General features: G+C 49.9%; 25 protein-coding genes. 12 read left to right on the plus strand and 13 right to left on the minus strand.

All coding sequences use genetic code 11. From position 1 onward, the window contains the following. Positions 1–24: 24 nt before the first annotated feature. The 3 genes from FEK30_RS05870 (at position 25) to FEK30_RS05880 (ending at position 2,939) form a co-directional block, all read left to right on the plus strand. A complete protein-coding gene (locus FEK30_RS05870) occupies positions 25–1,554 on the plus strand; it encodes a YifB family Mg chelatase-like AAA ATPase (protein WP_138072317.1) in 1,530 nt (509 codons plus the stop codon). A gap of 125 nt (positions 1,555–1,679) precedes the next feature. Continuing rightward, on the plus strand, positions 1,680–2,144 hold the full coding sequence (locus tag FEK30_RS05875) for a DUF6978 family protein (protein ID WP_065710002.1): 465 nt from the start codon (positions 1,680–1,682) through the stop codon (positions 2,142–2,144). A gap of 3 nt (positions 2,145–2,147) precedes the next feature. Then, positions 2,148–2,939, plus strand: a complete 792-nt coding sequence (locus tag FEK30_RS05880; RefSeq protein WP_065710003.1) for a DUF1828 domain-containing protein — start codon at positions 2,148–2,150, stop codon at positions 2,937–2,939. Positions 2,940–3,048: 109 nt separating this feature from the next. Here FEK30_RS05880 and FEK30_RS05885 read toward each other — a convergent pair whose 3' ends face one another. Both FEK30_RS05885 and FEK30_RS05890 read right to left on the minus strand, forming a co-directional pair. Further along, complete coding sequence (locus FEK30_RS05885) at positions 3,049–4,770, minus strand: FAD-dependent oxidoreductase (protein ID WP_138072319.1); 1,722 nt, start codon at positions 4,768–4,770, stop codon at positions 3,049–3,051. Positions 4,771–4,809: 39 nt separating this feature from the next. Continuing rightward, positions 4,810–6,225: an LCP family protein gene (locus tag FEK30_RS05890; RefSeq protein WP_138072321.1), complete on the minus strand. Its 1,416-nt coding sequence runs from the start codon at positions 6,223–6,225 to the stop codon at positions 4,810–4,812. A 295-nt stretch (positions 6,226–6,520) separates the two neighbouring features. Here FEK30_RS05890 and moeB point away from each other — a divergent pair, with 295 nt between their 5' ends. Then, positions 6,521–7,696, plus strand: a complete 1,176-nt coding sequence (gene moeB, locus FEK30_RS05895; RefSeq protein ID WP_062432027.1) for a molybdopterin-synthase adenylyltransferase MoeB — start codon at positions 6,521–6,523, stop codon at positions 7,694–7,696. A gap of 225 nt (positions 7,697–7,921) precedes the next feature. On the opposite strand, the gene FEK30_RS05900 is transcribed toward moeB, so the two are convergent. Beyond that, positions 7,922–9,019 carry an RpoD/SigA family RNA polymerase sigma factor gene (locus FEK30_RS05900; RefSeq protein ID WP_030006142.1) on the minus strand — a complete coding sequence of 366 codons (1,098 nt, stop codon included), beginning with the start codon at positions 9,017–9,019 and terminating at the stop codon, positions 7,922–7,924. A 659-nt stretch (positions 9,020–9,678) separates the two neighbouring features. On the opposite strand from FEK30_RS05900, the gene priA reads away from it, so the two are divergent. Next, positions 9,679–12,090 carry a primosomal protein N' gene (gene priA, locus FEK30_RS05905; protein ID WP_138072323.1) on the plus strand — a complete coding sequence of 804 codons (2,412 nt, stop codon included), beginning with the start codon at positions 9,679–9,681 and terminating at the stop codon, positions 12,088–12,090. Between the two features lie 25 nt (positions 12,091–12,115). On the opposite strand, the gene nadC is transcribed toward priA, so the two are convergent. The 10 genes from nadC to petG all read right to left on the minus strand — a co-directional run bounded on the left by nadC (position 12,116) and on the right by petG (position 20,843). Next, positions 12,116–12,979 carry a carboxylating nicotinate-nucleotide diphosphorylase gene (gene nadC, locus FEK30_RS05910; RefSeq protein WP_138072325.1) on the minus strand — a complete coding sequence of 288 codons (864 nt, stop codon included), beginning with the start codon at positions 12,977–12,979 and terminating at the stop codon, positions 12,116–12,118. A gap of 5 nt (positions 12,980–12,984) precedes the next feature. Continuing rightward, complete coding sequence (locus tag FEK30_RS05915; protein WP_030006144.1) at positions 12,985–13,296, minus strand: DUF2973 domain-containing protein; 312 nt, start codon at positions 13,294–13,296, stop codon at positions 12,985–12,987. Between the two features lie 143 nt (positions 13,297–13,439). Continuing rightward, on the minus strand, positions 13,440–14,750 hold the full coding sequence (locus tag FEK30_RS05920; protein ID WP_138072327.1) for a glycosyltransferase family protein: 1,311 nt from the start codon (positions 14,748–14,750) through the stop codon (positions 13,440–13,442). 16 nt (positions 14,751–14,766) lie between these two features. Beyond that, entirely contained in the window at positions 14,767–15,558 is a 792-nt protein-coding gene (locus tag FEK30_RS05925) for a hypothetical protein (protein ID WP_138072329.1), read from the minus strand. A gap of 97 nt (positions 15,559–15,655) precedes the next feature. Beyond that, entirely contained in the window at positions 15,656–15,856 is a 201-nt protein-coding gene (locus tag FEK30_RS05930; RefSeq protein WP_138072331.1) for a hypothetical protein, read from the minus strand. After that, positions 15,846–17,342 carry a PP2C family protein-serine/threonine phosphatase gene (locus FEK30_RS05935; protein WP_255447974.1) on the minus strand — a complete coding sequence of 499 codons (1,497 nt, stop codon included), beginning with the start codon at positions 17,340–17,342 and terminating at the stop codon, positions 15,846–15,848. Before FEK30_RS05935 ends, FEK30_RS05930 begins: the two co-directional genes overlap by 11 nt. Positions 17,343–17,556: 214 nt before the next feature. Next, positions 17,557–18,507 (minus strand): glycosyltransferase family 2 protein, encoded by a 951-nt coding sequence (locus FEK30_RS05940; RefSeq protein ID WP_030006148.1) that lies wholly within the window; start codon positions 18,505–18,507, stop codon positions 17,557–17,559. A 51-nt stretch (positions 18,508–18,558) separates the two neighbouring features. Next, positions 18,559–20,499, minus strand: coding sequence for a transglycosylase domain-containing protein (locus tag FEK30_RS05945; RefSeq protein WP_138072333.1), 1,941 nt, complete (start codon positions 20,497–20,499; stop codon positions 18,559–18,561). Continuing rightward, positions 20,489–20,617 carry a hypothetical protein gene (locus tag FEK30_RS17075; protein ID WP_255447975.1) on the minus strand — a complete coding sequence of 43 codons (129 nt, stop codon included), beginning with the start codon at positions 20,615–20,617 and terminating at the stop codon, positions 20,489–20,491. Before FEK30_RS17075 ends, FEK30_RS05945 begins: the two co-directional genes overlap by 11 nt. A gap of 109 nt (positions 20,618–20,726) precedes the next feature. After that, complete coding sequence (gene petG / locus FEK30_RS05950) at positions 20,727–20,843, minus strand: cytochrome b6-f complex subunit V (RefSeq protein ID WP_012306008.1); 117 nt, start codon at positions 20,841–20,843, stop codon at positions 20,727–20,729. A 182-nt stretch (positions 20,844–21,025) separates the two neighbouring features. On the opposite strand from petG, the gene FEK30_RS05955 reads away from it, so the two are divergent. The 7 genes from FEK30_RS05955 (at position 21,026) to FEK30_RS05985 (ending at position 25,805) form a co-directional block, all read left to right on the plus strand. Further along, entirely contained in the window at positions 21,026–21,400 is a 375-nt protein-coding gene (locus tag FEK30_RS05955) for a c-type cytochrome (RefSeq protein ID WP_012306009.1), read from the plus strand. Between the two features lie 54 nt (positions 21,401–21,454). Further along, entirely contained in the window at positions 21,455–22,153 is a 699-nt protein-coding gene (locus tag FEK30_RS05960) for a DUF2834 domain-containing protein (RefSeq protein WP_138072335.1), read from the plus strand. After that, positions 22,153–22,890: an SDR family NAD(P)-dependent oxidoreductase gene (locus FEK30_RS05965; protein WP_138072337.1), complete on the plus strand. Its 738-nt coding sequence runs from the start codon at positions 22,153–22,155 to the stop codon at positions 22,888–22,890. The genes FEK30_RS05960 and FEK30_RS05965 overlap by 1 nt, the downstream gene beginning before the upstream one ends. A gap of 110 nt (positions 22,891–23,000) precedes the next feature. Beyond that, entirely contained in the window at positions 23,001–23,249 is a 249-nt protein-coding gene (locus FEK30_RS05970; RefSeq protein ID WP_012306012.1) for a DUF3146 family protein, read from the plus strand. 170 nt (positions 23,250–23,419) lie between these two features. Beyond that, positions 23,420–23,983: a cyclic nucleotide-binding domain-containing protein gene (locus FEK30_RS05975; protein WP_030006152.1), complete on the plus strand. Its 564-nt coding sequence runs from the start codon at positions 23,420–23,422 to the stop codon at positions 23,981–23,983. A gap of 64 nt (positions 23,984–24,047) precedes the next feature. After that, positions 24,048–24,854 (plus strand): aminotransferase class IV, encoded by an 807-nt coding sequence (locus FEK30_RS05980; RefSeq protein ID WP_255447976.1) that lies wholly within the window; start codon positions 24,048–24,050, stop codon positions 24,852–24,854. Between the two features lie 132 nt (positions 24,855–24,986). Then, a complete protein-coding gene (locus tag FEK30_RS05985) occupies positions 24,987–25,805 on the plus strand; it encodes a TPM domain-containing protein (RefSeq protein ID WP_138072341.1) in 819 nt (272 codons plus the stop codon). Positions 25,806–26,025 lie beyond the last annotated feature (220 nt).

Below are 26,025 nucleotides of genomic sequence, written 5' to 3' on the forward strand. Positions count from 1 at the left end.
CTAACAGCACACTAAAACAGAGCCATGCTAGCAAAAATTTGGAGTGCCACCATTGTCGGGGTCGATGCCCTCAGAGTCGGGGTGGAAGTGGATATTTCCGGCGGCTTACCGAAAATGATGGTGGTCGGACTACCGGATACAGCAGTACAAGAATCCCGGGAACGGGTCAAGGCCGCCCTCAAAAATTCTGGCTTCGGCTTCCCTGTGCGCAAAATTTTAGTCAATCTCACCCCCGCCGATCTCCGCAAGGAAGGCCCTAGTTTTGATCTTCCCATTAGTGTGGGCATTTTGGCCGCGACGGAACAAATTGAAACAACGCTCCTGGAAGATTTTTTATTCCTGGGGGAAGTGTCCCTCGATGGCACCCTCCGGCCTGTGGCGGGAGTTTTACCGATCGCCGCCGCCGCCCAAAAATTGGGGTTTAAGGGGATGGTCGTTCCCATTGCTAACGCCCAGGAAGCAGCAGTGGTGGCGGGTCTAACGGTTTATGGCTGTGGAAATTTAAAGGAAGTGGCGGATCTGTTGGGGGCACCCCATGGGCATCAAGCTGTAAAAATCGATATCCGAGAGGCGATCGCCAAAGCCGCCCACCTCGTCCCCGATCTCAAAGACGTCAAAGGCCAGACCCATGCCCGTCGCGCCCTCGAAATCGCCGCCGCTGGGGGCCATAATCTCGTTTTTGTGGGGCCACCCGGTAGCGGAAAAACGATGCTAGCCCGAAGATTACCGGGCATCTTGCCGAAACTGTCCTTCGATGAAGCCCTAGAAGTGTCACAAATTCATTCCGTCGCTGGTTTACTCAAAGATCGTGGCACATTGGTAACAGCACGCCCCTTCCGTAGTCCCCACCACTCCGCCTCTGGCCCTTCCCTCGTCGGTGGTGGTAGTTTTCCGCGCCCTGGAGAAATTTCTTTGGCTCACCGGGGGGTATTGTTTCTCGACGAATTAACAGAGTTCAAACGTACTGTTTTGGAGTTTTTACGGCAACCCCTAGAAGATGGTTTTGTGACCATTTCCCGCACCCGCCAGTCAGTGGAATTTCCCGCCCAATTTACCCTCGTTGCCAGTACAAATCCCTGCCCTTGTGGTTATTTTGGTGACCCGATCCAAGCTTGCACTTGCAGTCCCCGCGCTCGTGAACAGTACTGGGCGAAACTTTCTGGGCCGTTGATGGATCGTATTGATCTCCAGGTAGCGGTCAATCGCTTGAAGCCAGAGGAAATGATGCAACAGGGTGTCGGGGAAGATTCTCACACCGTCGCAGAACGGGTTAACCAGGCGCGACAGATTGCCCAAGTGCGATTTCAGGATCACCCTCAAGTGCACTGTAACGCGGAGATGACCACCAAGGATTTGCGGCAACATTGTGGCCTTGACCAAGGCAGTCGTAACTTACTCGAAGGGGCAATCCGCAAGTTGGGATTATCGGCCCGGGCCATGGATCGGATACTGAAGGTATCCCGGACAATTGCCGATTTAGCCGCCGCTCCCACCATCCAAACAGTCCACATTGCTGAAGCGATTCAATACCGCACCATTGACCGAATGCAGTAAAGAGAGTTTTAAAATTGTCTTAAAAGCTGCAATAGACTAAATGTATACTACAACAGATAACAAAACTAAGTGATTGAATTAACGAGTTTACAAAATCATTAAATTTTTAACTTTGTCCATCAGCGATGTTAATCTTGTCTCAAAGCCAGTTTGATTTATTACTTCTTGATAAAACAAAAGAAATTTATGGTGACATTCATTGGGAAAAAGATCTAGAACACCAAGGTTCTTTGATTTTTCAAGTAGGTATTGATTCATCTATTGAAAATAACTTATTCATCAAAGGCACTTTTAATCAAAAGAGAGAAACACTGACTTATTCAATGATATTGCCACCATATGGCAGTATTTATCGGTTGGATATGGGACAAACACATCGTAATCCTGACAGAAGACAGAAAATAGGAAGAGTGCATAAGCATCGCTGGACTGAACAATACCGAGATAAGTGGGCTTATGCACCAGACGATATTACAGAGCCAGTGACTAATCCAGAAGGAGTATGGCGACAATTTTGTTTGGAATCAAATACTAAGCACGCTGGAAATATGATTGGATTATCAACTGGTTTACAGGGAGAGCTGTTTTGAAATATGAATATTTGCAAGCATATTTTAGATAATCTTGAAAATTTGTTTGAATGCGATCCTCATGGTGAATATGTCCGGATAGAAACCCCTTTTATTTATCCTGACGGAGATATCATTGATTTGTATTACAAAAGTAAAGATCCACTTTTTGCAGTACTGACTGATTTAGGTGGAACACATGAATGGCTGAGCGCACAAATCCTTTCTCAAGGAAGATCACAAAAACAAAATGATCAAATTAAAGATATTTGTCTTACCTACAGGATTGAGTACAGAGGGGGAGAATTCTTTATAGATATGGGAAAAGGAAATGAACAGAGGAATATATCTGAAGCAGTATTTGATCTAAGCCAAGCAATTATAAGAGTAGCTAGTTTGTGGTTTGTCCAATTGGATAGGGTTCGTAACGACGCACTTAATTCGGTGGAAATGTTCTTGGATTTACACGATTTTCAATATGAAAAAAACAAAAAAATTCAAGGGACGTCAGGTCAAAATTGGAAGTTAGATTTCTGCATCAATCATCCAAATAAAACAAGTTATTTATGCTTGCTTAGCACTGAGAAAAAAAATAACACCAGAAATATTATAAATCGTATTTATACAACTTGGGGGGATTTAAGGGAACTCAAAGAAAATGATAAGTCAGGTCATTTACAGTTTATCTCTCTGCTAGATGATCGTTATCCGGTTTGGACATCTAAGCAAAAAAAGTTACTTAAAGATGCTGATTCTATTGTCAAAAACTTTTCTAATAGAAATGACATCAAAAACACTCTTGCTGGGATCACATAAAAATAAGAGAACAAGCGATCCCATAACAAAGCTGGTGGCTAATTCAAACTTTATATCATCGAGGTTATCCAATATCGCATCCTTAACTGGATGTAGTAGTAGGTTTTATTTAAATTCCCTCAAGGACAAACCAAGGGGCGGCCTTGTTAATTCTGCCGATCGCCTGAATTTTTTGGGGAGTCTGCAAATTTCCCAGCCATTGGTGCATCTGGGGATCGAGGGTTACCACCTGAATTGGTTGCGACTGATCAGGTAAGGCGATCGCATATTGGCAATTACCTTGGGGAAAAATTTCACCGCTGTAGAGTTTTGCCTGGGGTGTGGGTGCTGAGACAAACGGCCTGCGATCGCATAAACCATTTTCAGGATATTGTTCAGGATGATCGAGGTAAAATCGTTGCCATTTCAGCCATTCGGGATGGTCAAAGGCCAAATTATACAAAGGGATCACTGCTGCGGGTGCGACGTTATCCGTCAATAATTTTTCTTGGAGTTGCCGGACATCAATCTCTTTTGGAGCGCACCGATTTTGACTTGCCAGGGCCGCTGCTTGGCCTGCTGCCTGACCAAGATTGAGTACCAGGGGTTGCAAGCGCGTTGCCCCGTTAGCGATGTGGGAAACGGCAATATTTTTTTCACAAGCAAGCAAATTTTCCACCGTGGCCGAGCATAGAGCCGTGTAAGGAATCGTGAAGGGAGTACCTGTCCAGCGGCCGCCCCAGGGGATCGACTTTGGCGTGAGGGGAAACTCAAAGCCCGGATAATGGTGGTCATTGGCGTAATTCCCAACGGCGATCGCCTGGACTTCTCCGGCTGAATTTAACGGCAAAGGCGCAACAGTACCCTGGGGTAAAATTTGCTGCTCCGTAAGGGTTTCTGTCCCGATCAAGCGCCGACTTTCCCGGAAATAGGGCATCAGGGCAAAACTGCCGCCGTACAAGTCATGGGGAAAAACGCCCGTCGCTAGGCCATATTTGCCGCCAGATGCTTGGTAAATGTAATCCGCAAACGCCAAACTGTGGGCCTGGGCTTCCCGATAAAAATTAAGGCGTTGCTGGGGATCTAAAAGGCGATCGCCCCCCAAACCAAAATCATTGCCAGCGAGGGGCCAGTTCATCATGTAGTGGCCATTGGGCAAGCCCCCATAATTCAGAAAATGCTCCAGGCCATATTTTTCCCAAGCCCCTTGGAACGCCGAAAAATCGCCATGGCTAGGCGGTGGCTGCACCCCTTTTTCCTTTAGATAAAAAACCCAGGTGGGCGACTGCACCGGATAGATTTGTGTCATTTCGTTGGGAGCAGCAGGAGCGCTGGGTTCCTCAAACTTCTCCGACCAATCCCAACCCCAACGGTGGGGTACCTCCCCCAGGGCCAGTAGATCCCCTAATTCTGTCCCGTCGAGGATCATGTCCGCCTCAATCCAATAATCTGGAAAACGTACCGCACAAAGGCGATCGCCTTGTCTTTTGACTTCCAGGGGGATCTGTCCCGCAATCCAGGTTAACTGCTGCTCCGCTTTAACCCAATCTGCAAAAATCTCAGCCCCAACTCGCGGCTCAAAAGTGAACATACTCACCCAACTGTGATCTAAGCCTGCTTGCTGATGTCGCCGTTGTAGCTCCCGGAGAAAAGCACCCCAGAGTCCCGTCTGCCAGGCCTTGAGTTCATTGCCATCCGGTGCCGCAACCCCTGCCGCCGTGAGCATCCCCCCCAACCAGGGAAACTCACTCACCAAAATTGTCTCAATTCCTTGTCGCGCACATTGAATTGCTGCGGCTGTCCCCCCGGTGCCGCCCCCAACCACCAAGACCTGCGTCCGTAAGTTTTCCATTAATTTGCTTAGTTGCTAATCGATTCAATTAATTTCAAATTAATTGGACACAAACGATTCCTGGGATCGTTCCAGCCAATCTTGGCCCACACGGATCGTAAAGTCCGATTCAATTTCGCCGATGGAAGAAGCTTCAACCCTGCCCGTACCTAGGTTTGCTAGCAGTTGATTTGCCCCAGCCACATTTCCCTGTTGGGCGATCACTTGGGTTTGCTCAAGGCGGTCTGGATAATCACTCGACAAATAAATATTCGTAAAGCCCTGGGCCTGCAAAAATTCCGACACCTGCCGCGCCATTCCCGGTGAACCAGAGGCATTTTGAATCGCAATGCGCACGTTGTTCGTTAAAGTGCCATCATTTTCGCCGGGGGCTGACCAGACGGGCGATTCCACCGCGAAAAATTCTGTCATCACCTGATTTTTACCCTGGTCAGAAATAATCCAGTAACTACGGTTATATTCACCCACGTCACTAAAGCGCCCTGGGAGCATCACCATCTGAAAATTTTCTGGCTCAAGCTGTCGCGAAAAATTCATCAATGCCAGCATTTCTTCCCAGGTTAGATTCGTATCAATGTGTTCACGTACTAAACCAATCAGAGCCGGGAGACGGGGAATAATCGCCGGAGACTGGATTTTTTCCCGGAGCGCTTTGAGGAGTATCTGTTGGCGTTGTACCCGACCAATGTCACCATATTGATCCTGCCGGAAGCGGACAAACTGTTCTGCCTGTTCTCCATCTAGCACTTGCCAGCCTTTTTCGAGGTTGATCTCTAGGCCCTGGGTCTGGTCTGTGTATTGCATATCCGCTGGGACAAACACATTAACTCCCCCCACGGCATCAACCAACTCTTTGAAGGTGTCGGTGGTCAAACGCACATAGCGATCGACTGTCACACCATTTAAAGCGTCACTCACAACCTGGGCTGCCAACTGACCGCCACCATAGGCATTGGCTTCATTAATTTTTGTAATGCCCACATTGGGAATTCTGACTTGGCTATCCCTGGGGATCGAAAGCATATTGACTTGTCCCTGTTCTGGCTCGAAGCGAACTAAGAGGATTGTGTCGCTGCGTCCATTAAATTCGGCTTCTGGATTCTCCGTCCCTTCGACGCGATCAACCCCCATCACAAGGACATTCACGGGGCGACCCAAGCTGTAAGTCCCTAATTGCCGTAAACCGTCGGTGGCAAGGCTTCCCAGGGGAGCTGGCAGAAAAGGTAATACCAATTGGGCAATGGGGGTATAGACGGCGATCGCCGTGCCTAGGGAAGCGGATAGGAGAATTGTGCCCATAAACCCAACCCCCCATGACAGTCCCCGCACGAAAGGCGAAAAAACCTTAGACTTTGGCTTATGGCGGCGGGAGAGATTGTGGCGCGGTGATCGAAGAAGCTTCGTGGAGCCTTTGCGGGGGTGATCCCCATTCGTAACTTCCTGACCGTGAACCATAAGACCGTTTCTCCTAGGGATCAATACAAAATTATCCCGCTTAGTGAATCCTAAAAGCGACTATACCCTGTCAATACAATTTGACGCAGTGTTGCACAATGCTTTCCTCAAAAAATACCAATAAATTCATCAATCGTCGCCTATTCCTGGGCAAAATATTTTCTGCCCAAGGCACAATCCCTTAAGCTAACCTAGAATCTAACCCCACAACGCAGTAGACTAAAAGACTGCAATCGTGTTCTTGGTCGTGACCCCAGACCGCAGACTCTAAAACATTTCCTCAGAACACCCAAAAATGTTAAATCCTAATTTAGACACTATAGAACTAACAAAGGATGACTACGAACGCTATTCACGGCACCTAATCTTGCCGGAAGTGGGCGTAGATGGACAAAAGAAGCTTAAAGCCGCCAGTGTCCTTTGTATTGGTAGTGGTGGTCTCGGCTCGCCATTACTGCTCTACCTTGCTGCTGCGGGAATCGGTCGGATTGGTCTGGTCGATTTCGACATTGTAGATTTTTCTAACCTGCAACGCCAAATCATCCACGGCACTTCTTGGGTTGGCAAGCCGAAGATCCAATCGGCTAAAAACCGGATTCTAGAAATCAACCCCTTTTGTCAAGTTGATCTCTACGAGACCCAGATTAATTCGAGTAACGCCCTCGACATTATCAAAGATTACGACATCGTTGTGGATGGGACTGATAATTTCCCCACCCGTTATCTCACGAACGATGCTTGTGTGCTTTTAAATAAGCCCAATGTCTACGGTTCGATTTTCCGGTTTGAAGGCCAAGCCACCGTCTTTAACTACGAAGGCGGCCCCAACTACCGCGATCTATATCCCGAACCCCCGCCACCAGGCATGGTGCCATCCTGTGCAGAGGGTGGTGTCCTCGGTGTATTACCAGGGATTATTGGCACGATCCAAGCCACAGAAACCATCAAGATTATCCTTGGGGCAAAAAATACCCTCAGTGGCAGACTTTTACTTTTCAATGCCCTCGATATGAAATTCCGGGAATTGAAATTACGTCCCAACCCAGAACGTCCTGTAATCGAAAAATTAATTGATTACGAACAGTTTTGTGGCATTCCCCAAGCAAAGGCAGCGGAGGCAGAACAGCAGGCAGCTATGGAAGAAATGACAGTTACAGAGCTCAAGGCATTATTAGACAGCGATGCTGATGATTATGTTTTGATTGATGTCCGCAATCCCCACGAATATGACATTGCCCAAATTCCGGGGGCGACCCTGATCCCTCTACCCGATATTGAACAAGGCGATGGGGTTGATCAGGTCAAGGAATTACTGACAGAAGGGAAAAAGTTAATTGCCCACTGTAAGATGGGCGGCCGCTCAGCGAAAGCTCTCGGTATTCTCCAGGAAGCAGGCATTACAGGTATCAACGTCAAAGGCGGGATCAAAGCCTGGAGTGAAGAAGTTGATGCTAACGTTCCCTTGTACTAGACAGTCTTGGGAATGAGGCTACAGGTTGGAACCACATAAAATCGTTGAAATGATTAATTCATGAAAAACGCGCCCGCACCAAGCGGGTTTTTTTGTGGGCACAAAAGCAATAAACCATAGAAAAAACCCCTCTTAAATATTACAGAGGGGCTACGGGGGCAAAAGCGAAAGGAGGAATAATCTAGGTTGGCGATCGCCAAATCCAGCAAAGATTAATTTAGGGGATCAATACAGCCAACTTTTGAGGCGGCGGGCCACCTGGGGACGCCGTAACTTACGCATCGCCTTACTTTGGATTTGTCGTACCCGCTCCCGAGACAGATTAAACATCCCACCCACTTCTTCGAGGGTATGGGGCTGTTCAGAGGAGAGACCATAGCGGAGGGCAATGACTTCTTTTTCACGGTCAGTGAGCACGTCACCGAGGACATCCCAAAGTTCTTGGCGCATCATCGCTTCACTCATCCGTTCTTCGGGAAGTTGAAGGCCATCATCCTCAAGGAGATCAACCAGTTCCGTGTCTTCACCTTTACCCACCCGGTGGTTCAGGGAGAGAGATTGACGCCGGAGTTGAAGGAGTTGGTGGAGTTGATCAGCGGTAATATCGAGTTCTTGGGCCAATTCCGCTTCAGTTGGATTCCGTTGCAGGCTTTGTTTGAGCGTCCGTTGGGCTTTTTTGAGTTTATTGAGCTTTTCGACGATGTGGATCGGTAAGCGAATTGTCCGGGCATCATTAGCAATGGTGCGGGTAATCGCCTGGCGAATCCACCAATAGGCATAGGTCGAAAACTTGTAGCCTTTGTTGGGGTCAAATTTTTCGGCGGCACGGTTAAGGCCGATCGCCCCCTCTTGAATCAGATCCAGGAACGGTACACCCCGGTTGAGATAGCGTTTCGCAATGGAGACCACAAGACGCAGATTGGAGCGAATCATCTTCCGCTTCGCCACCCGGCCTTTGTACAGGGCAGAGTTGAGCTGTTTAACCGTTTCGAGGCCAAGGACACTCGCCCATTCTTCATTGGTGGGCGATCGCCCCAATTGTTCCTGAAGTTCAAGGCGACGCTCTTCAGCATCATTGAGGAACTTAACACTGTGGGCCAGTTGAATTTCTTCGTCTGGCTTGAGGAGGGGGTAGCGGGCCATCTCTTTAAAAAAAGCACCGACAGTATCCTCATTGCGACTACGGACTCCCCGCAAATTTGTGAGTTCTGTCTCTGAAAATTCCGCTTCAACCATTGAATTGCTCGATTCTAATTCAGTGGCTTGATGGCTATCTTGAGCATACACAGGGTCAAGACTGTTGGTTGTGGTTGTGTCGAACATAATCCTACGAAATAAAGAGTCAGGGGATGTGTGGTGGGAAGCGAGGATTAGCTAAAGAAAAACAAAAATAAGCAGAATTCAATACCAAATAATCGTTTATCAGGATGCAGCTAAAACAATTTCAAGGAGCAGACAGTTCATTCCTTAGAACTGTTATACCTGTTTGAGCTCTGGGAATGTAAATAAGCTTTTAATAAAAATCAACAATTGCAGCAATTAGTAAAGGTTTCTGGGAAAAATCCGAGACTTTTCTCAGAATTAATGTAGCAGATGGTTGAGTAGAATATGGTTTTGTTAAATACAAAATTAAGGTTTTGTTGAGTGGATCTTTTGCCCAGGGAAGTTGTGTAAATTTTTCTTAAATTGCTTGCCAAGCCCCAAAAGATCGGTTGCCCATCAAAATAGCTTGACATAGCAGACTGGCGGCATCTGCATTATCAGCGACACTTCTTTTAAGGATTATTTAATGTGATGTAATCCAGGAAATTTTAAGAAAGTTTAGTTTTGATTAGAAAAATAAATTCTCATAATTTACTTCTTACTTCCCTCTACCTAGGGTTGTATATAGAGAAAAATAATTATGCTTATTTGAATTGATAAAAAATCATGGGGTATAGTGCTTTTGCAGTGAGTTTTGGGAATCTTAGGAGATCGGGGATTTGGATTGGCTTGAGGTCTTAGTTGATTGTGGTTATACTCAGGGGCTTTTTACCTATGGAGTGCCGCCAGAATTGACGGTGGTGCCAGGGGATATCGTATTGGTTGGGTTTGGGGCGCAACAGGTGGGGGCGATCGCCATTCGCTTCATTGCAAAGCTCCCTCAGGGACTAGATCCTGAGCAAATTCGTCCGGTGCAGGGGATCATTGCGCGGGGCTTTTTTTCGCCTCACTATTGGCAGCTTTTATTGCGGGTTGCCCAGGCCTATCAAACGGATATGATGACGGTGGTACGAATGGCTTTGCCGCCGGGTTTATTGCGGCGATCGCAACCCCGTGTTCGGCTTTTGAAAACCGATCTCGCCTCCATCGACATCGACTCTTTACCACCGACGGCCCAACAACTTTTCCAGTTACTCCAGCGGGGATCAACCCAGGATTACAGTGTGAAGTACCTCCAACGACAGATTAAGTCGGTCTATCGGGGGATACAGGAATTGGAAAAGGCGGGCCTCGCAGAACGATATTTGGCGACACCCCAGGTCATCCACGGGCAGCGACAAAAGTGGGTGAGTTACGTGGGCGAACGGGAAGGGCTCACCAAACGGCAACGGGAAATTTTGCTGGTGTTGCGCCATGAAGGGGGCGAAATGTGGCTCTCGGAATTGGTGGGGGTGGCGAAAACAACGGCGGCAACGGTGACGAAAATGGCAAAAGTCGGTTGTGTGGCGATCGCCGAACGGGAAAAATTACGCTTACACCGCGCCCCAGATCAAAATTCAGATCAAGCAAAAACCCTAACTGCCGCCCAACAACAAGCCTTAGAAACGATTCAAGCCATCCAAGGATACGGGGAAGTTTTGTTACATGGGGTGACGGGTTCAGGGAAAACGGAGGTTTATCTCCAGGCGATCGCCCCCCTGTTATCCCAGCAAAAATCTGCCCTTATTCTCGTGCCAGAAATTGGTCTCACACCGCAACTAATGGATCGGTTTCGGTCACGGTTTGGCGATCGCGTTTTGACTTACCACAGCGGCTTATCAGAAGGGGAACGCTACGATACCTGGCGACAAATGTTGCGCCCCGACAGCCAAATTATTATCGGCACCCGTTCCGCTGTTTTCGCTCCCCTGCCCAATCTGGGGATGATCATCCTCGACGAAGAACACGATAGCAGCTACAAACAGGATCAGCCCGCCCCCACCTACCACGCCCGCACCGTTGCCCGGTGGCGATCGCAACAGGAAAATTGTCCACTCATTCTCGGGTCTGCGACCCCGGCCCTAGACACCTGGGTAAAATTTCAAACCGCCCGAAATTCCAGCTACCATTACGTTTCCCTCCCCGAACGGGTGCAATCCCGTCCCCTGCCCCCCGTGGAAATTGTTGATATGCGCCACGAACTGCGGGTCGGCAATTATTCTCTGTTTAGTCAGTCCCTCCGGCAAGCCCTCGAACGCATCGCCCAGACCCGCGAACAGGGCATTTTATTCGTTGCCCGTCGCGGTCACAGCACCTTTGTTTCCTGTCGCAGTTGCGGCTACGTGATGGAATGTCCCCATTGTGATGTGTCTCTCTCCTACCACTATGTCCAGGAGGGAAGTATGCCCCTATTGCGCTGTCATTATTGCGATCATAGCCAACTCCAACCCAAACATTGCCCTAGCTGTAATTCCCCCTATTTCAAGTTTTTCGGGAACGGCACCCAAAAGGTCTTCCAGGCGATCGCCAAGGAATTTCCTCAGTTACGTTGTCTGCGATTTGATAGTGACACGACCCGTCGCAAAGGGGCGCACCGCGACTTATTGGGGCAATTTGCCCGGGGTGAGGCGGATATTTTACTGGGAACCCAAATGCTCACGAAGGGTTTAGATGTGTCTCAAGTGACCCTTGTGGGGGTGATTGCGGCGGATGGACTATTGCATCAAAGTGATTATCGGGCTGCGGAACGCACCTTCCAAACCCTGACCCAAGTGGCGGGTCGGGCGGGTCGAGGCGATGAACCGGGACAGGTGATCATTCAGACCTATTCCCCAGAGCATCCGGTGATTCAAGCGGTGAAAACCCATGATTACCTGACCTTTGCCGAGCGGGAAATAAGTCAACGGCAGGAATTGGGCTATCCGCCCTTTGGCAAATTAATTTTGCTGCGCTTTAGTGGAGAAAATCATGATCAGGTACGCTACACCGCCGAGGCGATCGCCGAAAAATGTTTCCCGTTGCTCGAACCCGAAGACGAACTTCTTGGCCCCGTGCCAGCGAATATTCTGCGAGTGGCAAGGCGTTACCGTTGGCAGGTGGTGCTGAAATTTCCCCAGCGCAAAACGGAGATCCCCGATTTGACTTTTTTGCGGGAATTTTGTCCGCGTCCGGTAAGCCTTGCGATTAATGTTGATCCGTTATATATTGATTAGCCATTCAGTGAAAATTTTTTTAACACTAAGCCGTAATTTTCATACTGATATCGAGCCACGGCGCACGGGTAATCGTCGCACTGGTGGAAATATAATCGATCCCCGTCAACGCCACCTCCCGCAAGGTTTCGAGGGTAATATTGCCCGACGCTTCCAATTTCAAACGGGGATTTTTTTCCCGTAACTGGGGGATCAAACCCGCCATCATCGCCACGGACATATTATCCAGCATTAAAATATCGGCCCCCGCTGTCACCGCTTCAAAAGCCTGTTCCGGGGTTTCGGCTTCTACTTCAATCGCTAGAGGATAGGGCATATTTTGCCGCACAAGGGCGATCGCCTGGGAAATTCCCCCTGCCGCCTGGATGTGATTGTCCTTGATCATCACCGCATCATCCAACCCAAAACGATGGTTTTGCCCGCCACCCACCTGCACCGCATATTTTTCCAGCAGACGTAAGCCAGGAGTGGTTTTGCGGGTGTCCACCAATTGCGTCGGCAAATCAGCAATTTTTTCCACATACTGCGCCGTCATTGTGGCGATCCCGCTCAAGCGCATCAAAATATTCAACGCGACCCGTTCCCCCATGAGCAAAATATCGAGGGGAGCCGTCATCGTGGCGATTAAATTCTTCGGCTGTCCCGAAGAACCTTCTGACAAAACCGTTTCAAATTTAAAATTCTGGGGATCCAGTAACTGAAAAACCCGTCCTACCAAAGGCAAGCCCGCAACCCGACCATCTGCTTTTAAAATCAATTTCGCCTGACCGATGGGGGCTGGGGTATTTGCAAAAAGGGATTGGGTCGTGCGATCGCCGCGTCCGAGATCTTCCTGTAACCACTGTTGGAGGAGGGGATCAACGATGAGCCAAGGGGGTAAGGTTGCCATCGGTTCTAGGCATCCTCTTCTTGGTTATTTTCACCACTCGGCGATGAGTTGTATAAATTGTCCAGGCGTTGCCTCGCGTCTTCTACATCTAGCGATCGCACGACCAATAGCGGTTCATTAATCGGTTGGCCCAAGTCGTCAACCATTTCTGGGTGGGGGGTCGGCCGGGGCCGTTGGGATTGCGTTCCTTGGGTATTACTCTGAAAATTCGGGTAGACCCTTGTTTCATTACTCAGCATCATAAAGCTGCGCACCAAGTTCACCGCTGCGATGGTGGCGATAATTCCAAATGCCAAAATAAACAAGAAATGAAACATTATTAATCTGTGCCTCGCTTCAATAGCAGCAATTCGGTGCAAAAAAAGGGCTACGCTATGCTTAGGTCTATTATCTCGAAAAAATTCCCGTCTGGCAAAGGGCGATCGCCTTTGATCCCCAAAGGCTAAGTATTTACCCTTAACTATTCTCCCTGGTTTAAGCGGGAATCCTGAGGGTGTACTGGCGGCGGCTGATGGCCTAAATCCACCGTCGTTAAGTGCAACAGATCACCGATCATCAGCGTTAATTTGTGGGCGGCCCCCGCCTCGCCACGACAAGCCTGGAGAGAGGCTTGCATCGCCTTAAGTTTTTCAGGATGGTCTAAATAATCTAAGACCAAAGCTCCTAGGGTTTCTGGATCTAGTTCCCCCAACAGCTCCGGCACAATGTCTTTTTTCGCCCAAATATTTGGCCAAGCATAACGCACTTGATGTTTGCGGGCATGGGTAATAATACGTCGGTTAAGCCAGCGCACAAACCAGGTTCCCAACCAGGGAATTTTCGCAATGAGACCGGGAATGCCATCCCAGGCGCGCATCGCGTCCAACTGTTGCGTGGGCAAAAGTACCAGCATCGGCAAGCCCAAAGCGCCTAATTCAGCGGTATTTGCGCCAACGGTGGTGAGACAAAGTTGACATTGCCTTAAGTCCTGGTGAGCAGGAAAGTCAGTGACCAGTTGAATCTGCGTGCCATCGGCGACTTGTAAATAGGGCTGATCCCCAGTGTGGCAAAGCTCAATGGCAGGTGCAGCAAAGCGTTTTACCATGGGATTTCGTTGGCGATCGCCATAGTGCAGTAGCGTTTGCACGGTGATGGTCGGGGCTACGGGGAGCAAAAATTTCACCGCTGGGCGCTGGCGGCGGATCACACTGGCGGTGGCCACGAGTAAAGGGACTCCCTGGGCGAGTTTCATTCCCTTAGAGCCTGGTAAGAGGCCGATGATCGGTGTGGTGCGAGTCTGCTGCGCCTCCTGGGAGATATCCACCATCAGATCGCCGACCACTTGAAATTTAGCCTGGTACTTGGGGGGGATTTTCGCTAGAACTTGGGCATTCATTACCCCAAAAGCATCAATCCAGCGCCACCAGCGAGCTTCCCATTCGGCGTAAATTAGGGTTTTAAAGCCGAGGCGTTTACCAATCACCAGGGGAAAAAATTGATCCCCACCGAGAAAAAGCACCACCCCCTGGGAAAACCAAGACCAAGATTCGGCGGTTTTTCCCCAGAGCAGAAATGGGAAAAAATGCTTGGCGGCCTGAACCCGGTCAACTTCGGGATAACTGCGGGCGATCGCCGCTTCTTGACCCGTGCTGTGGGAACAGGGAGCCAAGACCACAGAAATGCGCGGCAGACTTCCCCAATGGGCACGCACAGCCTGCACGACGGGACGGAGCCAAGTGGTCACTTCACCGGGGCCATTGGTCAGGATAATCAGATCAAAGGGTTGGGCCATTGTTGCTCAAAAACCCCTAGACCTGCTCTTTGACTAAAGATTTGCGGGTTTGTTGCTGCCTGGTCAAGTTAAGGGGAGGGCGGGATTTTTGGAGTTGGAGGGGTCGGGGAGATGGGGTTTGGGGTCTGGTGTAGAGGCGCAATGTTCCCAGGAGGGCTTCCCGCAGGGGCTTTTCCCGTTCCTGTTGCCAGCTTAATTGCAAAAAGGTGTGGAGGGTGTGGCGCTGTTCTGCCGTCAATCGTTGCTCTTGTAATAACTGCCGCAATTGACGAATCGCGTAGAGTCGGCGGATACTACTGCGATCGCCTAAATTTTCCAGGGCTTGTTCAAATTGATTCTGGGGAGATTGATACTGCCAGTGGCGATTTAACAAGAGGGCAAACATCGCACTAATCATGAACCCTTGAAGGAGCATTACACTGGTCAGCCAGTGGTTCGCCATGGATTGCCAAAAGGCGATCGCCCCATAACTCAGTAACACCGTGAGACTGCCGCCCATACCCGCCAGGAGTAACCGTCGGTGGCGACTATGCCAGAGTCGATAACCTTCTTCTAAATATTTCTGCCAAGGCGAAGCTTCAAAAAGATAAATCGCGGCCATTGCCCCAGCTCCCAAGGCGATCGCCACCAGTAGTTGCCATTGCCAGAGCCAAAGACTAGTAATGCCGACCCCCAATCCGCCAACTTTGCCCACCCAAAGCCAATCCACAGACCGACTGAGGGCAAACCATCGACGCGGGCGCTGACTGAAACGGCGCACCTTCGCAATCAAAGTAGGAGATGATCGTAAGCGAAAAGACTTAGACACGAAAACAGTCTAGGGGCTAGTAATATCGACAGAAATCTTTCCAAAGCAGGAAAAATTCCTTTTAAGCATACCGTACTTATCAGAGGAGAGAAATCCCTTAACCGCGACGGATGCCACTAAACCAATAACCGAGGACAAAACCTAAGATCAAGGCCCACATTTGACCACTATCGACGAAATTTTGAAAGCCATCACGGATTTGACCCAAAATATCAGGATCTTCGACATAGCCCGTTTGGGCGATCACAATTTGCTCAGATGCTACTGATGGTAAGGGCACAGGAGATTTAGCAGTCATGGTGTTGACACAGATGGGACTCAATTGCTTCTGATTGTACCTGCACAACAACCAAGGTCATATCATCACCGCCACGCACTTTGGGATAGGTAAATTTTTCCACTTGGGTAAAGAGTTCCTGCACAATTGCTTCCGGCGTCTGGCAATTTTGGCAGGCATTTTGAAAGACGCGCACAAGGTTTTCTTCGTCAAAGCGATCGCCGTGGGAGTTGACGGCATCGGTAAACCCATCGGTGTAGTAGAGAATGATATCCCCCACCTCCAGCACCACCTTAGCGTCTTCGTAGGACGAATCTAGATCCAGACCAATCAACATGCCCTGGGTGTCGAGGGGTTCGATGTTTCGGGTTTGGGCGCGCCACAGTAGCGGCGGGTGATGGGCCGCATTGCTATAGGACAGGGTACGGGTTTTCGGATCGTACTCTGAATAAAATAGGGTCACAAATCGGTGGGAATTATCCAGATCCGCGTACATGACCCGGTTTAGGTGTTCAAGGATTTTGGCGGGACTGTGGCGATTGAGCACTTCGGCCCGGAGCATCCCCCTGGTCATGGTCATAATCAAACCTGCCGGGACGCCTTTCCCCATGACATCGCCAATGACGATACTCCAGGGGACACATTGCACAAGCTTCGGATCATCCTGGCGGCGGATGCGGTCGTAGTTACTGGGAATGAAGTCGTAATAGTCGCCCCCAACCCGGTAGGCATTGCGATAATCGGCGGCGATCGCCAAACCTTTGATTTGCGGACATTCACTGGGTAAAAGATGGTTTTGAATTTCCGAGGCGATTTCTAGTTCCCGGTCTTGCTTTTCCTTGCTCCGGAGTTTGCTGGTGAGGTCATTGTTGGCGATCGCCACCGCCGTTTGATCCGCCACCAGTTGCACCAATTTTCGCCGGGTAATATCCCAGCCATACTGGGGATCACGACTAAATACGTAGAGCTTGCCACGGGTCACATTTTTGACAAGGATGGGCGTGCTACAAACCCGAATTTCTTCGCCGAGCTGGGCCTGGAGTTTTTCGTCAAACTGCAACGCTTCCTGGGCCGTACAGGTCGCTGCCTCAGGGTTTATGGTCCGCGATCCCGTCTGAAGCTGCGTAAATGCTTGTCGAATAAACTGACAATCTCCCCCTTCACCACAATAAAATTTTTCGAGCTGCACCTGGCCCTGGGCATCAAACAGCACCAAAGCACCACCATCAGCATCCACCACCCGCGCAGACATTAAGGGGGTCAACTCAAGAAATTGGTTGAGGTTGTTAAAACTTCTGAGGGCAAAACCCAGGGAACTCAACAGATCTTGAACCTTCGTTTGCTCTCGGCTGAGCTTCGCAATTTGCGCCCGCAAAAATTCGACATCTTCGCCAATGGCCGTTTCTAAGCGGGAGTCTGGCTTGCCGGAAACGAGTTGCAACTCTGACTCCCGGGCGGCAGGGTCAAAATACTTGGGAGTGGCAAAGTTAGAGGCAGAAGGAGTCACAATCGTTGTTTTCGTGGGATGTGTAGAGAAATAGACCTAGTACAAATAAAATTGTTAAAAAATCAACCCTGAGACAGATTCCGTAACCAACAAAAAGTTAGCTTTTTTCAGGAAAAAAATACTCGATTTTTAAGAACTGAAAGAGATTGATTTTTTACGGTTGCTAATTCATAGCTCAATCCCCATGATCTTGTCAAGATAATTTTTGCGCAATTCAAGATCGACGGGCCAGTTGATCTTCTCGGTAGGCAGCATAGACCCCCTGCACGTTATACCAATTGAGAAAAATCCGGGCAATTTCGAGGGCCAGTTGTGATTTTCCTCGCTGGATTAGCCAACCTAAAAGGGGTTTTAGACGTTTTTCATTGAGCCAGCCCCCCAGGGAAAGGATGCCCCAGAGCAGACGGTGGAGCCAGGTCATTTGGATCATCATGCGAACTTCCCAGGTGGGGTGTTTTTTGTAGAAGATGACCCCCATTTTGCCCCGTTGAATTTCTTGATCAATGAGCTGAGGGATTTGCGCCAAACTGAAGGGGGGATGCCAGTGGTAACCGACGGCATCGGGACATTTAATCAGGGTGAGACCCAGTTTTTTGAGACGGACACCCAGTTCTAAATCTTCCCAACCATAGAGCTGAAAGCCGGTATCAAATAAGCCAGCTTCGAGGAGCCATTTGCGGGCGATCGCCACATTTCCCGTGGCAAAGTAGGCCGCCGAAAAATCTGTCACCTTAAAGGGTTCGCTGGTGGGATCTTCAAAATTAGCAGTATTGATCACACGTCCGTAGGTAAATAGGCGATCGCTTTTGAGTTTGCGTTTACCCCGGCGGAGTCCCTCTAGGTGGGCTGCCAAAAAAGTTTCTGTGACGACCAGATCACTATCAATAAAAATAATAATCTCCCCCTGGGCCTGTTCTACGCCGAGGTTTCGGGCCGCCGCCGCCCCTTTGTGAGACTGTTCAAAGAGTCGTATGTGGGGATATTGATCCGCTTCGGTCTGGAGCCAATCCACTGTGCCATCGGTGGAGCCATCGTCCACCACCACCACCTCGTAGCCTCCATTTTCTAGCTCTTCCGGCACTTGCTGCTGTTCTAGGGCCTGGAGGCATTTTGTCAAAATGGGTTTGCGATTGTAGGTGGGAATAACGACACTAATATAAACCAAAGTTCTAACCCAAGGAAATGGAAAAAGACTGTCCTATTATGCCGGATACCCCTACGGTTTAGGGCGGGGATATTTAGACGCTGCCGGGAAATATTGGGGTTCTTCTCCCTTAAGGGCTTCCTGCATAAAGGCGCGCCAGATGGGAGCCGCATCGCCGCCGCCAGTGGTACCAGCGCCCATGGGTCGGTAGTCGTCGTTGCCAATCCAAACCGCTGCTGCCAGTTGGGGTACATAGCCCACAAACCACACATCCCGTTCTGAGGAGGTAGTGCCAGTTTTTCCAGCGGCGGGGCGATCGCCTAAATTAGCGGCCTGACCCGTGCCGCCATTCACAACTCCTTGGAGGACTGTTGTCAGGGAGGCCGTAGCCCAAGGATCTAAAACTAAACGTGGCTGGGGTGTATTATCCAAAAGAACATTCCCTTGGCTATCGGTGACCCGCAAGATCAAAGTTGTTTCACTTTGCCAGCCATTACTCGCAAAAGTGGCGTAGGCACTGGCCATTTCTAGGGGGCTGATCCCCACTGCGCCGAGGGGCAGAGAAATAACTGGTTGGAGCGGACTCTCGATTCCCAATAAACGACATAGTTCGATCACTTTTTCGAGGCCCACTGCTTTCCCAAGTTTGACAGCGGGAACGTTTTTGGAAGTGATTAGGGCGTCATACAAACTCACGGTGCCAGAAAAAGATCCCCCATAGTTTTGGGGTGAATAGGTACCGTTGCCGTCGGGGTAACTCACAGGGCTATCGTCGATGGTCGAAAAGGGTGTATAGTTGCCACTCGCAAAGGCAGTGTAGTAAACAAAAGGTTTAAAGGCTGATCCTGGCTGACGTTGAGACTGGATCGCTCGATTAAATTGGCTTTCTTCGTAGTCTCTGCCCCCCACCAGAACCTTGACAAAATGGGTACGCGGATCGACGGCAGCTACGGCAATCTGGTCAGCCCGTAACCCCCGACTGCGGGCCTGCTGAAAGGCTTTTTGTACCGTTTCTTCGGCACGGCGTTGCATATTGAGATCCACGGTGGTCTGGACGCGCATCCCGCCTTTACGAACTAATTCTTCGCCAAAGCGTTGGGTGAGCTCTTCTACTACGGCTTGGGTGATGTAAGGGGAGGCACTGGCTTTCCAGGCAGTCGGTTGGCCCACCAAAAGGGGTTCTTGGGCAGCAGCGGCGGCTTCTTCGGGAGTAATCCAACCGAGATCCTCTAGGCGATTCAGGACAATTTTTTGCCGTTGTTTGGTGGCTTGGTAATCTCGAAAGGGGCTGTAATCTTCGGGGGCTTGGATCATCCCGGCCATCACGGCGGCTTCGGGCAGGGTTAGATCGGCGGCGGATTTATTGAAATAGGATTCGGCGGCTGTTTCGACGCCATAGTTGTTGTGGCCCCAATAAATGTTATTGAGGTACATTTCTAGGATTTCATCCTTGGGGAAAATCTGTTCGATGCGGAGGGCAAGAACGGTTTCGGCGAGTTTACGGTTGTAGGTACGATCTTGGGCTAGGAAGAGGTTTTTCACCAATTGCATGGTGATGGTTGAGGCTCCTTCGGTGATGCCGCCTGCTTCGAGGTTGGAGAGGATTGCCCGACCGATACTGGTGGGATTGATGCCGTTGTGTTGGTAAAAATGGCTATCTTCGATGGCGAGGACGGCCATCTTGAGTTCGGGGGAAACTTCACTGAGTTCGATATTGGTTCGGTTGGCTTCACCATGGAGGCTCAGGAGGACTTTGCCGTTGATGTCGTAGATATAGCTGGTTTCGGTGGGCACATAGGTCTTTAGGGTCCGCACATCGGGCAGGTTCCGGAAACTAATGGCGAGACCCACCAACCCCCCAGCGGCGATCGCACTGCCGAGCATAGTGCAACCAATCACCGTTCCCATAGCCTTTTGGGCAATTCCCCGCAAGAAACCTTGGGGCGATCGCCTTTCCTTGGACTGACGGGCAAGGGCTTTTTTCGTTTTGTGCCGAACGGTACTAGATGACAATGGCGCTAACCTCTAAAGACTTGAGAAGGTAAGTTGAAACAGTCCAAACCATGGGTGGGGAGCGATCGCCCACAGCAACGGTGTTGCCCACCAACGTTTCTGCCCAAAATTCTAACAAGGGAAATTCCCTTTTAAACCCGTGGTGCATTGTGTTGTAAAAAATAATCCCTGCTCCAAAAAAGCAAGGATTGGCGATCGCTACTGGGATAGAAGCCGTAGATGGCTAGTTACTCCATGCCGAGGTCATTACCACGCTTGTACTGGAGATAGGCAGCGACGAATAAACCAGCGAGGGTTACGGGGATCAGGCCCAACACAATACCGAGTAAGAGGGGTTCAATCACAGGGGTTTCTCCTTATGGCGGCAGATTAAAGCTAACTGTTAAAGATTTTTAATCATTCTATGGGATGGAGGAAGTCCGTGCAAAGGGATTTGATTCGACATTCTTAGGCGATCGCAGTAGGATAACCATTAAGAAAAATTGCGTAATATCAACAAAGTTGTATCTCCTCTACAGCAAACCCCGTGGCTAATTCTTCTGAGCTTTCCGTCCCAAATTTTTCGAAGCTCCTCTTCGTAATCATCCTAGTGCTGGCCATTGCTGCCCTGGGGATCTTTGGTGTGTACAGTACCCAGGCCAGTGACCCCTACATTCAACAGGTTTTAGCGCTCCAAGGGGATGAACTGCGGGGCAATGCCATTTTTCAAATTAATTGTGCTGGCTGTCACGGCCCCCAGGCGGATGGCAACGTGGGGCCAAGTTTACGGGCCGTCGCCCAGCGAAAATCCGACGTGCGTTTGATTCAACAGGTCATCAGCGGGAAAACACCCCCCATGCCGAAATTCCAGCCGGCCCCCCAGGAAATGGCGGATCTGTTGAGTTACCTCCGCACCCTGTAGTTGTTTCAATGACGCCATTTATTATTCTTCCCTGTCCCTAGGAGTTCACTCGCTATGGCCCGCTCGATTTTCCTTGGTTCCCTGTGGCTTGCCTTTGTGTTGTATGCCTTTTTGGGTGCGCCCCCCAACCAATCGGAAACCCTAGAGCTGATTACCGCTTTATCCGGTGGACAGTGGGACGGCATCAACCCGTTGATCATTGCCCTGTTTAACATCATGGGTATTTTCCCGGTCATGTATGGGGCGCTCTTGTTTCTCGATGGCGATCGCCAAAAGTTACCCGCTTGGGTCTTTGCGACAGGCAGTTTTTTCCTCGGTGCGTTTGCGTTGCTGCCCTATTTAGCGTTGCGGCGCGATAATCCCACCTTTACGGGGCGAAAAAACTGGTGGCTCCGGTGGCAGGATTCGCGACTGTTGGGCTTGTTTTGTTTGGTTGCGCTGCTAGGACTCCTGATTTACGGATTCAGTGCGGGGGATTGGGGTGATTTTGGCACCAGATTTTGGGGCGATCGCTTTATCCACGTGATGAGCTTAGATTTTTGTCTGCTGGCGATTCTGTTCCCGACCCTAATTAAAGATGATTTAGCCCGCCGTGGCCTTGGGGATCAAAACTGGTTGTTGTGGGCGATCGCCTTTACCCCTCCCCTTGGTGCTGCTTTATACCTTGCCCTACGTCCCCCCACCCTAGAGGCTCCCAAAAACCCTGCGGCTCCCAGTCAGACCTTAAATACTGCGGAGGTGAGTCGTCCATAATGGAAGCCCTTGTTATTGGTGCTGGTCGCGGCATCGGTCTAGAATTTGTCCGGCAATACCTCGTCTCAGATCTGTATCAGCGGGTCTATGGCACCTACCGCCAGCCCTCCGCCGATCTCCTGGCGTTACAGGAGCGCTACCCTGATCGACTCCAACTAATCCCCGTGGATGTGACCCAGGAAGCGCAGATCACAGCGGCGATCGCCACCCTCAAAGCCCAAACCTCTCGCCTTGATGAAGTAATCTATTGCGTCGGTCTTCTGCATCACCAAACCCTCCAACCGGAAAAAAGTCTCCGCCATATCCAAACAGAAAATTTACTGACCTATTTTCAAGTCAATGCCATCGGTGCCGTCCTCTGGGCCAAACATCTCCTCCCCTTCCTTCGTCACCCAGAACCCGCAATTTTTGCTGCTATTTCCGCTAAAGTCGGCAGCATCGAAGACAATCGCCTAGGGGGATGGTATGGCTACCGTGCCTCGAAAGCTGCCTTGAATATGTTTTTGAAAAATATCGCTATTGAATGGAGTCGCGTTGCCCCAAATATCATTGTGGCGGCCCTGCACCCAGGGACAACGGCTACCGATCTCTCCCAGCCTTTCCAGAAAAATGTCCCCCTCGAAAAGCTATTTTCACCCACGCGGACAGTGAGCCAATTGCGCCAAGTGATCGCCAATCTGCATCCCCAGGATACGGGGAAATTTTTTAACTGGGATGGTGAGTCTTTACCCTGGTAGCAGCAAGAAGTGGGGCAATTTTGCCATGAAATGCTGAAATGATGGTGCATTTTGCGGTAAAAACTTCCACAATAGGGAACGTTATTTAGCACCAGATTAAGGTTGTTGTTGTGCCTGAAACCCCGGCCCATGTGCGAATTTTGCAACAGTCCTGGCAGCAGGGCAAAATCATTGGCGAAGTGCAAGCGGGTTCCTATCAATGGGAATTTCAGTGGCATTTCCGCCAGGGAAAATTGCGGGTACATCCGACCCTCGGCCGCGCCTTAATTTACGAACCCCTGGGCCGATTTTTGGAGCAGAGTGATTATCGTCTGGAACCAGGTGGCGATTATCAGTTCACCCTCCGGTCACGGCTATAAAGTTCCTCCAACTCCCTTTCGGATCAATTGTGGGGAGACTGAAATCCGGATAGTGACACGGTAACCCAATCAAAAAATCTTGTTACACATCGCCGCAGCGGTCTAAGTCCCTTGGAGATCCGGGGTAAAATAACCACAGACCGCACCATTCGTGCTAAAGGACATTGGCAATGCAGAAAGTATTATTTCTGTTTGGAGAATTAAATGATGATGATATTGACTGGCTTATCACTGCCGGTAAGATTGCCAAAATTCCGCCGCAAACAGTTTTAATCCAGGAAAATCAACCCCTGGAAAATTTTTACATTCTCCTCGATGGCTCGGTATCGGTTTTCATTGACCTCATGGGAGTGACAAAGGATATTGCGGTGCTCCAGAGTGGGGAAGTTTTTGGGGAACTGTCTTTCATTGATCAGCAGTTACCCAGTGCCAGTGTCAAAACCTGCGGTGAATGCTTATTATTGGCCGTATCCCAAGACAAAATTTCCGACCGCCTGAATCAAGATATTGGCTTTTCGGCGCGATTTAATCGGGCGATCGCCACCTTTTTAGCGAGTCGTCTTCGGAATACGGTGCGTCACCTCGGCGAGGATAAAGATTTCGTGTTTAATCAAAGTCGCGCTACCGAAGCTGTGCCCAGCATGATTCAAGAAAATCTCAATGTCGCTACCACCCGCTTCGATTGGTTGCTGCGCCGGGTACAATCCCAAACGGCGCCGGAAAATCCTGTTTAACGCTCTCCGCCAGGTAAAAGCAGTTTGAAGTATGGTGTGATAGAAATTTTAGAATCTTATGGTCATGGGCTATTGGTACGCGGGGGCTTGGTACGAGGGGACAGAACTGACTCTCCCGGTTAGTGATCCGAGTTTTTTATTTGGGGCGACCCTCTTTACGACCCTCCGGGTTCACCAAAATTCCCTCACGGATCCCCGCAGTCTGTGGTCTCACCATGGCGATCGCCTCCGCCACAGCATCAAAACTTTGCAATGGCCAGCACCTGATTGGGAGCGCATTAACCAGGGCGCCCAAAAAGTGGCCACCGTTGCCCCCGTGGTGCGGGTGACAATCCTCCATGATGGCCGTGAACTGATCCTCGGTCGTCCACTGCCGGAACATTTAGCCCAACATCAACAGCAGGGAATCCAAGGTTGGTTGGCCCAAGACCCCTATTTCCAGAGACCCCAGGCGGATTTTAAAACAGGGAATTACCTCAGTGCGTGGCAGGCCCGTCAACGGGCGATCGCCTTGGGGACAGGAGAAGCAATTCTGCAAGCTCCCAGCGGCCACTGGCTCGAAACCGCCACCGGAAATTTATGGGGTTTTAAACAAGGCACTTGGTACACGCCGCCCCTGGGGGGAATTTTGCCTGGGGTGATGCGATCGCACCTCCTAGGGCAATTGCAAAATCAGCAACTCCCCGTCCAGGAAATTCCTTGGGACATTGATCTGATCCAAACCTTCGAGGCGATCGCCTACAGTAACAGCGTCGTGGGCTTGATTCCGTTCCAAGCAATTCAGGGAGTTGATTTTTCCTTAAACGCTCTCCAGATCGACCATCCAGCCCTGCGTCACCTCCAGCATTTGAGCGGTCAATTGCTCGTGTAATCCAGGTAAATCCCGAAAAAGCATTGAGAAAAATCTTAAAATACTTAAAATAAAGTAACAAGCCGTAATAAAAACGCGATTAATTTTCATAATTAGCGGCCCCTGCTGGCTTCTTTATTTTCAGAAATTTCTATGAATCATTTCTTGCCTCGTCCCCTGCTCCGTAGTCTTTTCGCGGTCTGTTTGGCGGTGATGACCTGGGCGATCGCCCCCGCTGCCTTCGCCGTTAACAACCCTGAACTGCTCCCCGATTATGAAACGCCGGTCGTGGATTTGGCGAACTTCCTCCCCCAGCTCCAGGAAGAAAATCTCGTGACGGATCTGAACAATTTTGAAGCAGAAACGGGCTGGAAAATGCGTGTCTTAACCCAATTTGACCGCAGTCCCGGACGGGCCGTAAAGGAATACTGGGGTCTCGATGATAAAAGTATTTTGCTCGTTGCCGATGGCCGGGGGGGTAACCTCTTGGCCTTTAGCATTGGTGATGATGTTTATGAGCTGATGCCCCGCACCTTCTGGATCGAACTCCAGACCCGCTTCGGCAATATGTATTACGTCCGTGAACATGGCGAAAATCAGGCGATCGCCGATGCCCTAGAAACCGTTAAAGTCTGTGTCACCAAAGAAGGCGGCTGTATCGTTGTACCTGGCTTACCCCGTGAACAGTGGTTACTCACCCTCATTAGTTCCGTTGTTGGGGGCGTTATCTGTGGCTTTGCTGCCATTCCCCGCAAGGAAGGTCAAGCCTTTGCCTGGCAGTGGGCCTTAATCATGTCTCCTCTCTGGGGCATCCTCTTTCTCGCCTTTGGGGTTGGCCCCGTTGTCACCCGCACCTCTGACTGGTTACCCTTACTCCGCAATATCCTCGGCTTCATGATGGGGGCGATCGTGGCCTTTATTGCGCCGATGTTTAATCAACCGAATCCTTCCGAATCCGAATCTGAATCCTAAAGCTTGTCCCCTTGTAAAATTCAACCTGATGCCTCTCAGTTCCTTGGGAGGCTTTTTTATCTGCTCGCCCAGAAAAAAAACAAAAATTGCAATCAGACTACAAATAGTGCTTTCTGGGGGACAATCATTCCAACTACACCCATCACTGGTGTGGTATCTCTCAGCAAACTCTTTTAAACTAAACTAAGACCTTTTAAGATTTGTATCCTCTACGCGGCCC

The sequence above is a fragment of the Picosynechococcus sp. PCC 11901 genome (assembly GCF_005577135.1).
Taxonomy (GTDB): Bacteria; Cyanobacteriota; Cyanobacteriia; order Cyanobacteriales; family MRBY01; genus MRBY01.

Excerpts from the sequence above, each read along its gene's own strand:
- FEK30_RS05980 (WP_255447976.1), top strand. The coding sequence starts at position 24,048 with ATGGGCTATTGGTACGCGGGGGCTTGGTACGAGGGGACAGAACTGACT.
- FEK30_RS05965 (WP_138072337.1), top strand. The coding sequence starts at position 22,153 with ATGGAAGCCCTTGTTATTGGTGCTGGTCGCGGCATCGGTCTAGAATTT.
- FEK30_RS05885 (WP_138072319.1), bottom strand. The coding sequence starts at position 4,770 with ATGGAAAACTTACGGACGCAGGTCTTGGTGGTTGGGGGCGGCACCGGG.
- FEK30_RS05960 (WP_138072335.1), top strand. The coding sequence starts at position 21,455 with ATGGCCCGCTCGATTTTCCTTGGTTCCCTGTGGCTTGCCTTTGTGTTG.
- FEK30_RS05930 (WP_138072331.1), bottom strand. The coding sequence starts at position 15,856 with ATGACTGCTAAATCTCCTGTGCCCTTACCATCAGTAGCATCTGAGCAA.
- FEK30_RS05880 (WP_065710003.1), top strand. The coding sequence starts at position 2,148 with ATGAATATTTGCAAGCATATTTTAGATAATCTTGAAAATTTGTTTGAA.
- FEK30_RS05975 (WP_030006152.1), top strand. The coding sequence starts at position 23,420 with ATGCAGAAAGTATTATTTCTGTTTGGAGAATTAAATGATGATGATATT.
- FEK30_RS05875 (WP_065710002.1), top strand. The coding sequence starts at position 1,680 with ATGTTAATCTTGTCTCAAAGCCAGTTTGATTTATTACTTCTTGATAAA.
- moeB (WP_062432027.1), top strand. The coding sequence starts at position 6,521 with ATGTTAAATCCTAATTTAGACACTATAGAACTAACAAAGGATGACTAC.
- FEK30_RS05890 (WP_138072321.1), bottom strand. The coding sequence starts at position 6,225 with ATGGTTCACGGTCAGGAAGTTACGAATGGGGATCACCCCCGCAAAGGC.
- FEK30_RS05920 (WP_138072327.1), bottom strand. The coding sequence starts at position 14,750 with ATGGCCCAACCCTTTGATCTGATTATCCTGACCAATGGCCCCGGTGAA.
- FEK30_RS05985 (WP_138072341.1), top strand. The coding sequence starts at position 24,987 with ATGAATCATTTCTTGCCTCGTCCCCTGCTCCGTAGTCTTTTCGCGGTC.
- FEK30_RS05900 (WP_030006142.1), bottom strand. The coding sequence starts at position 9,019 with ATGTTCGACACAACCACAACCAACAGTCTTGACCCTGTGTATGCTCAA.
- nadC (WP_138072325.1), bottom strand. The coding sequence starts at position 12,979 with ATGGCAACCTTACCCCCTTGGCTCATCGTTGATCCCCTCCTCCAACAG.
- FEK30_RS05870 (WP_138072317.1), top strand. The coding sequence starts at position 25 with ATGCTAGCAAAAATTTGGAGTGCCACCATTGTCGGGGTCGATGCCCTC.
- FEK30_RS05915 (WP_030006144.1), bottom strand. The coding sequence starts at position 13,296 with ATGTTTCATTTCTTGTTTATTTTGGCATTTGGAATTATCGCCACCATC.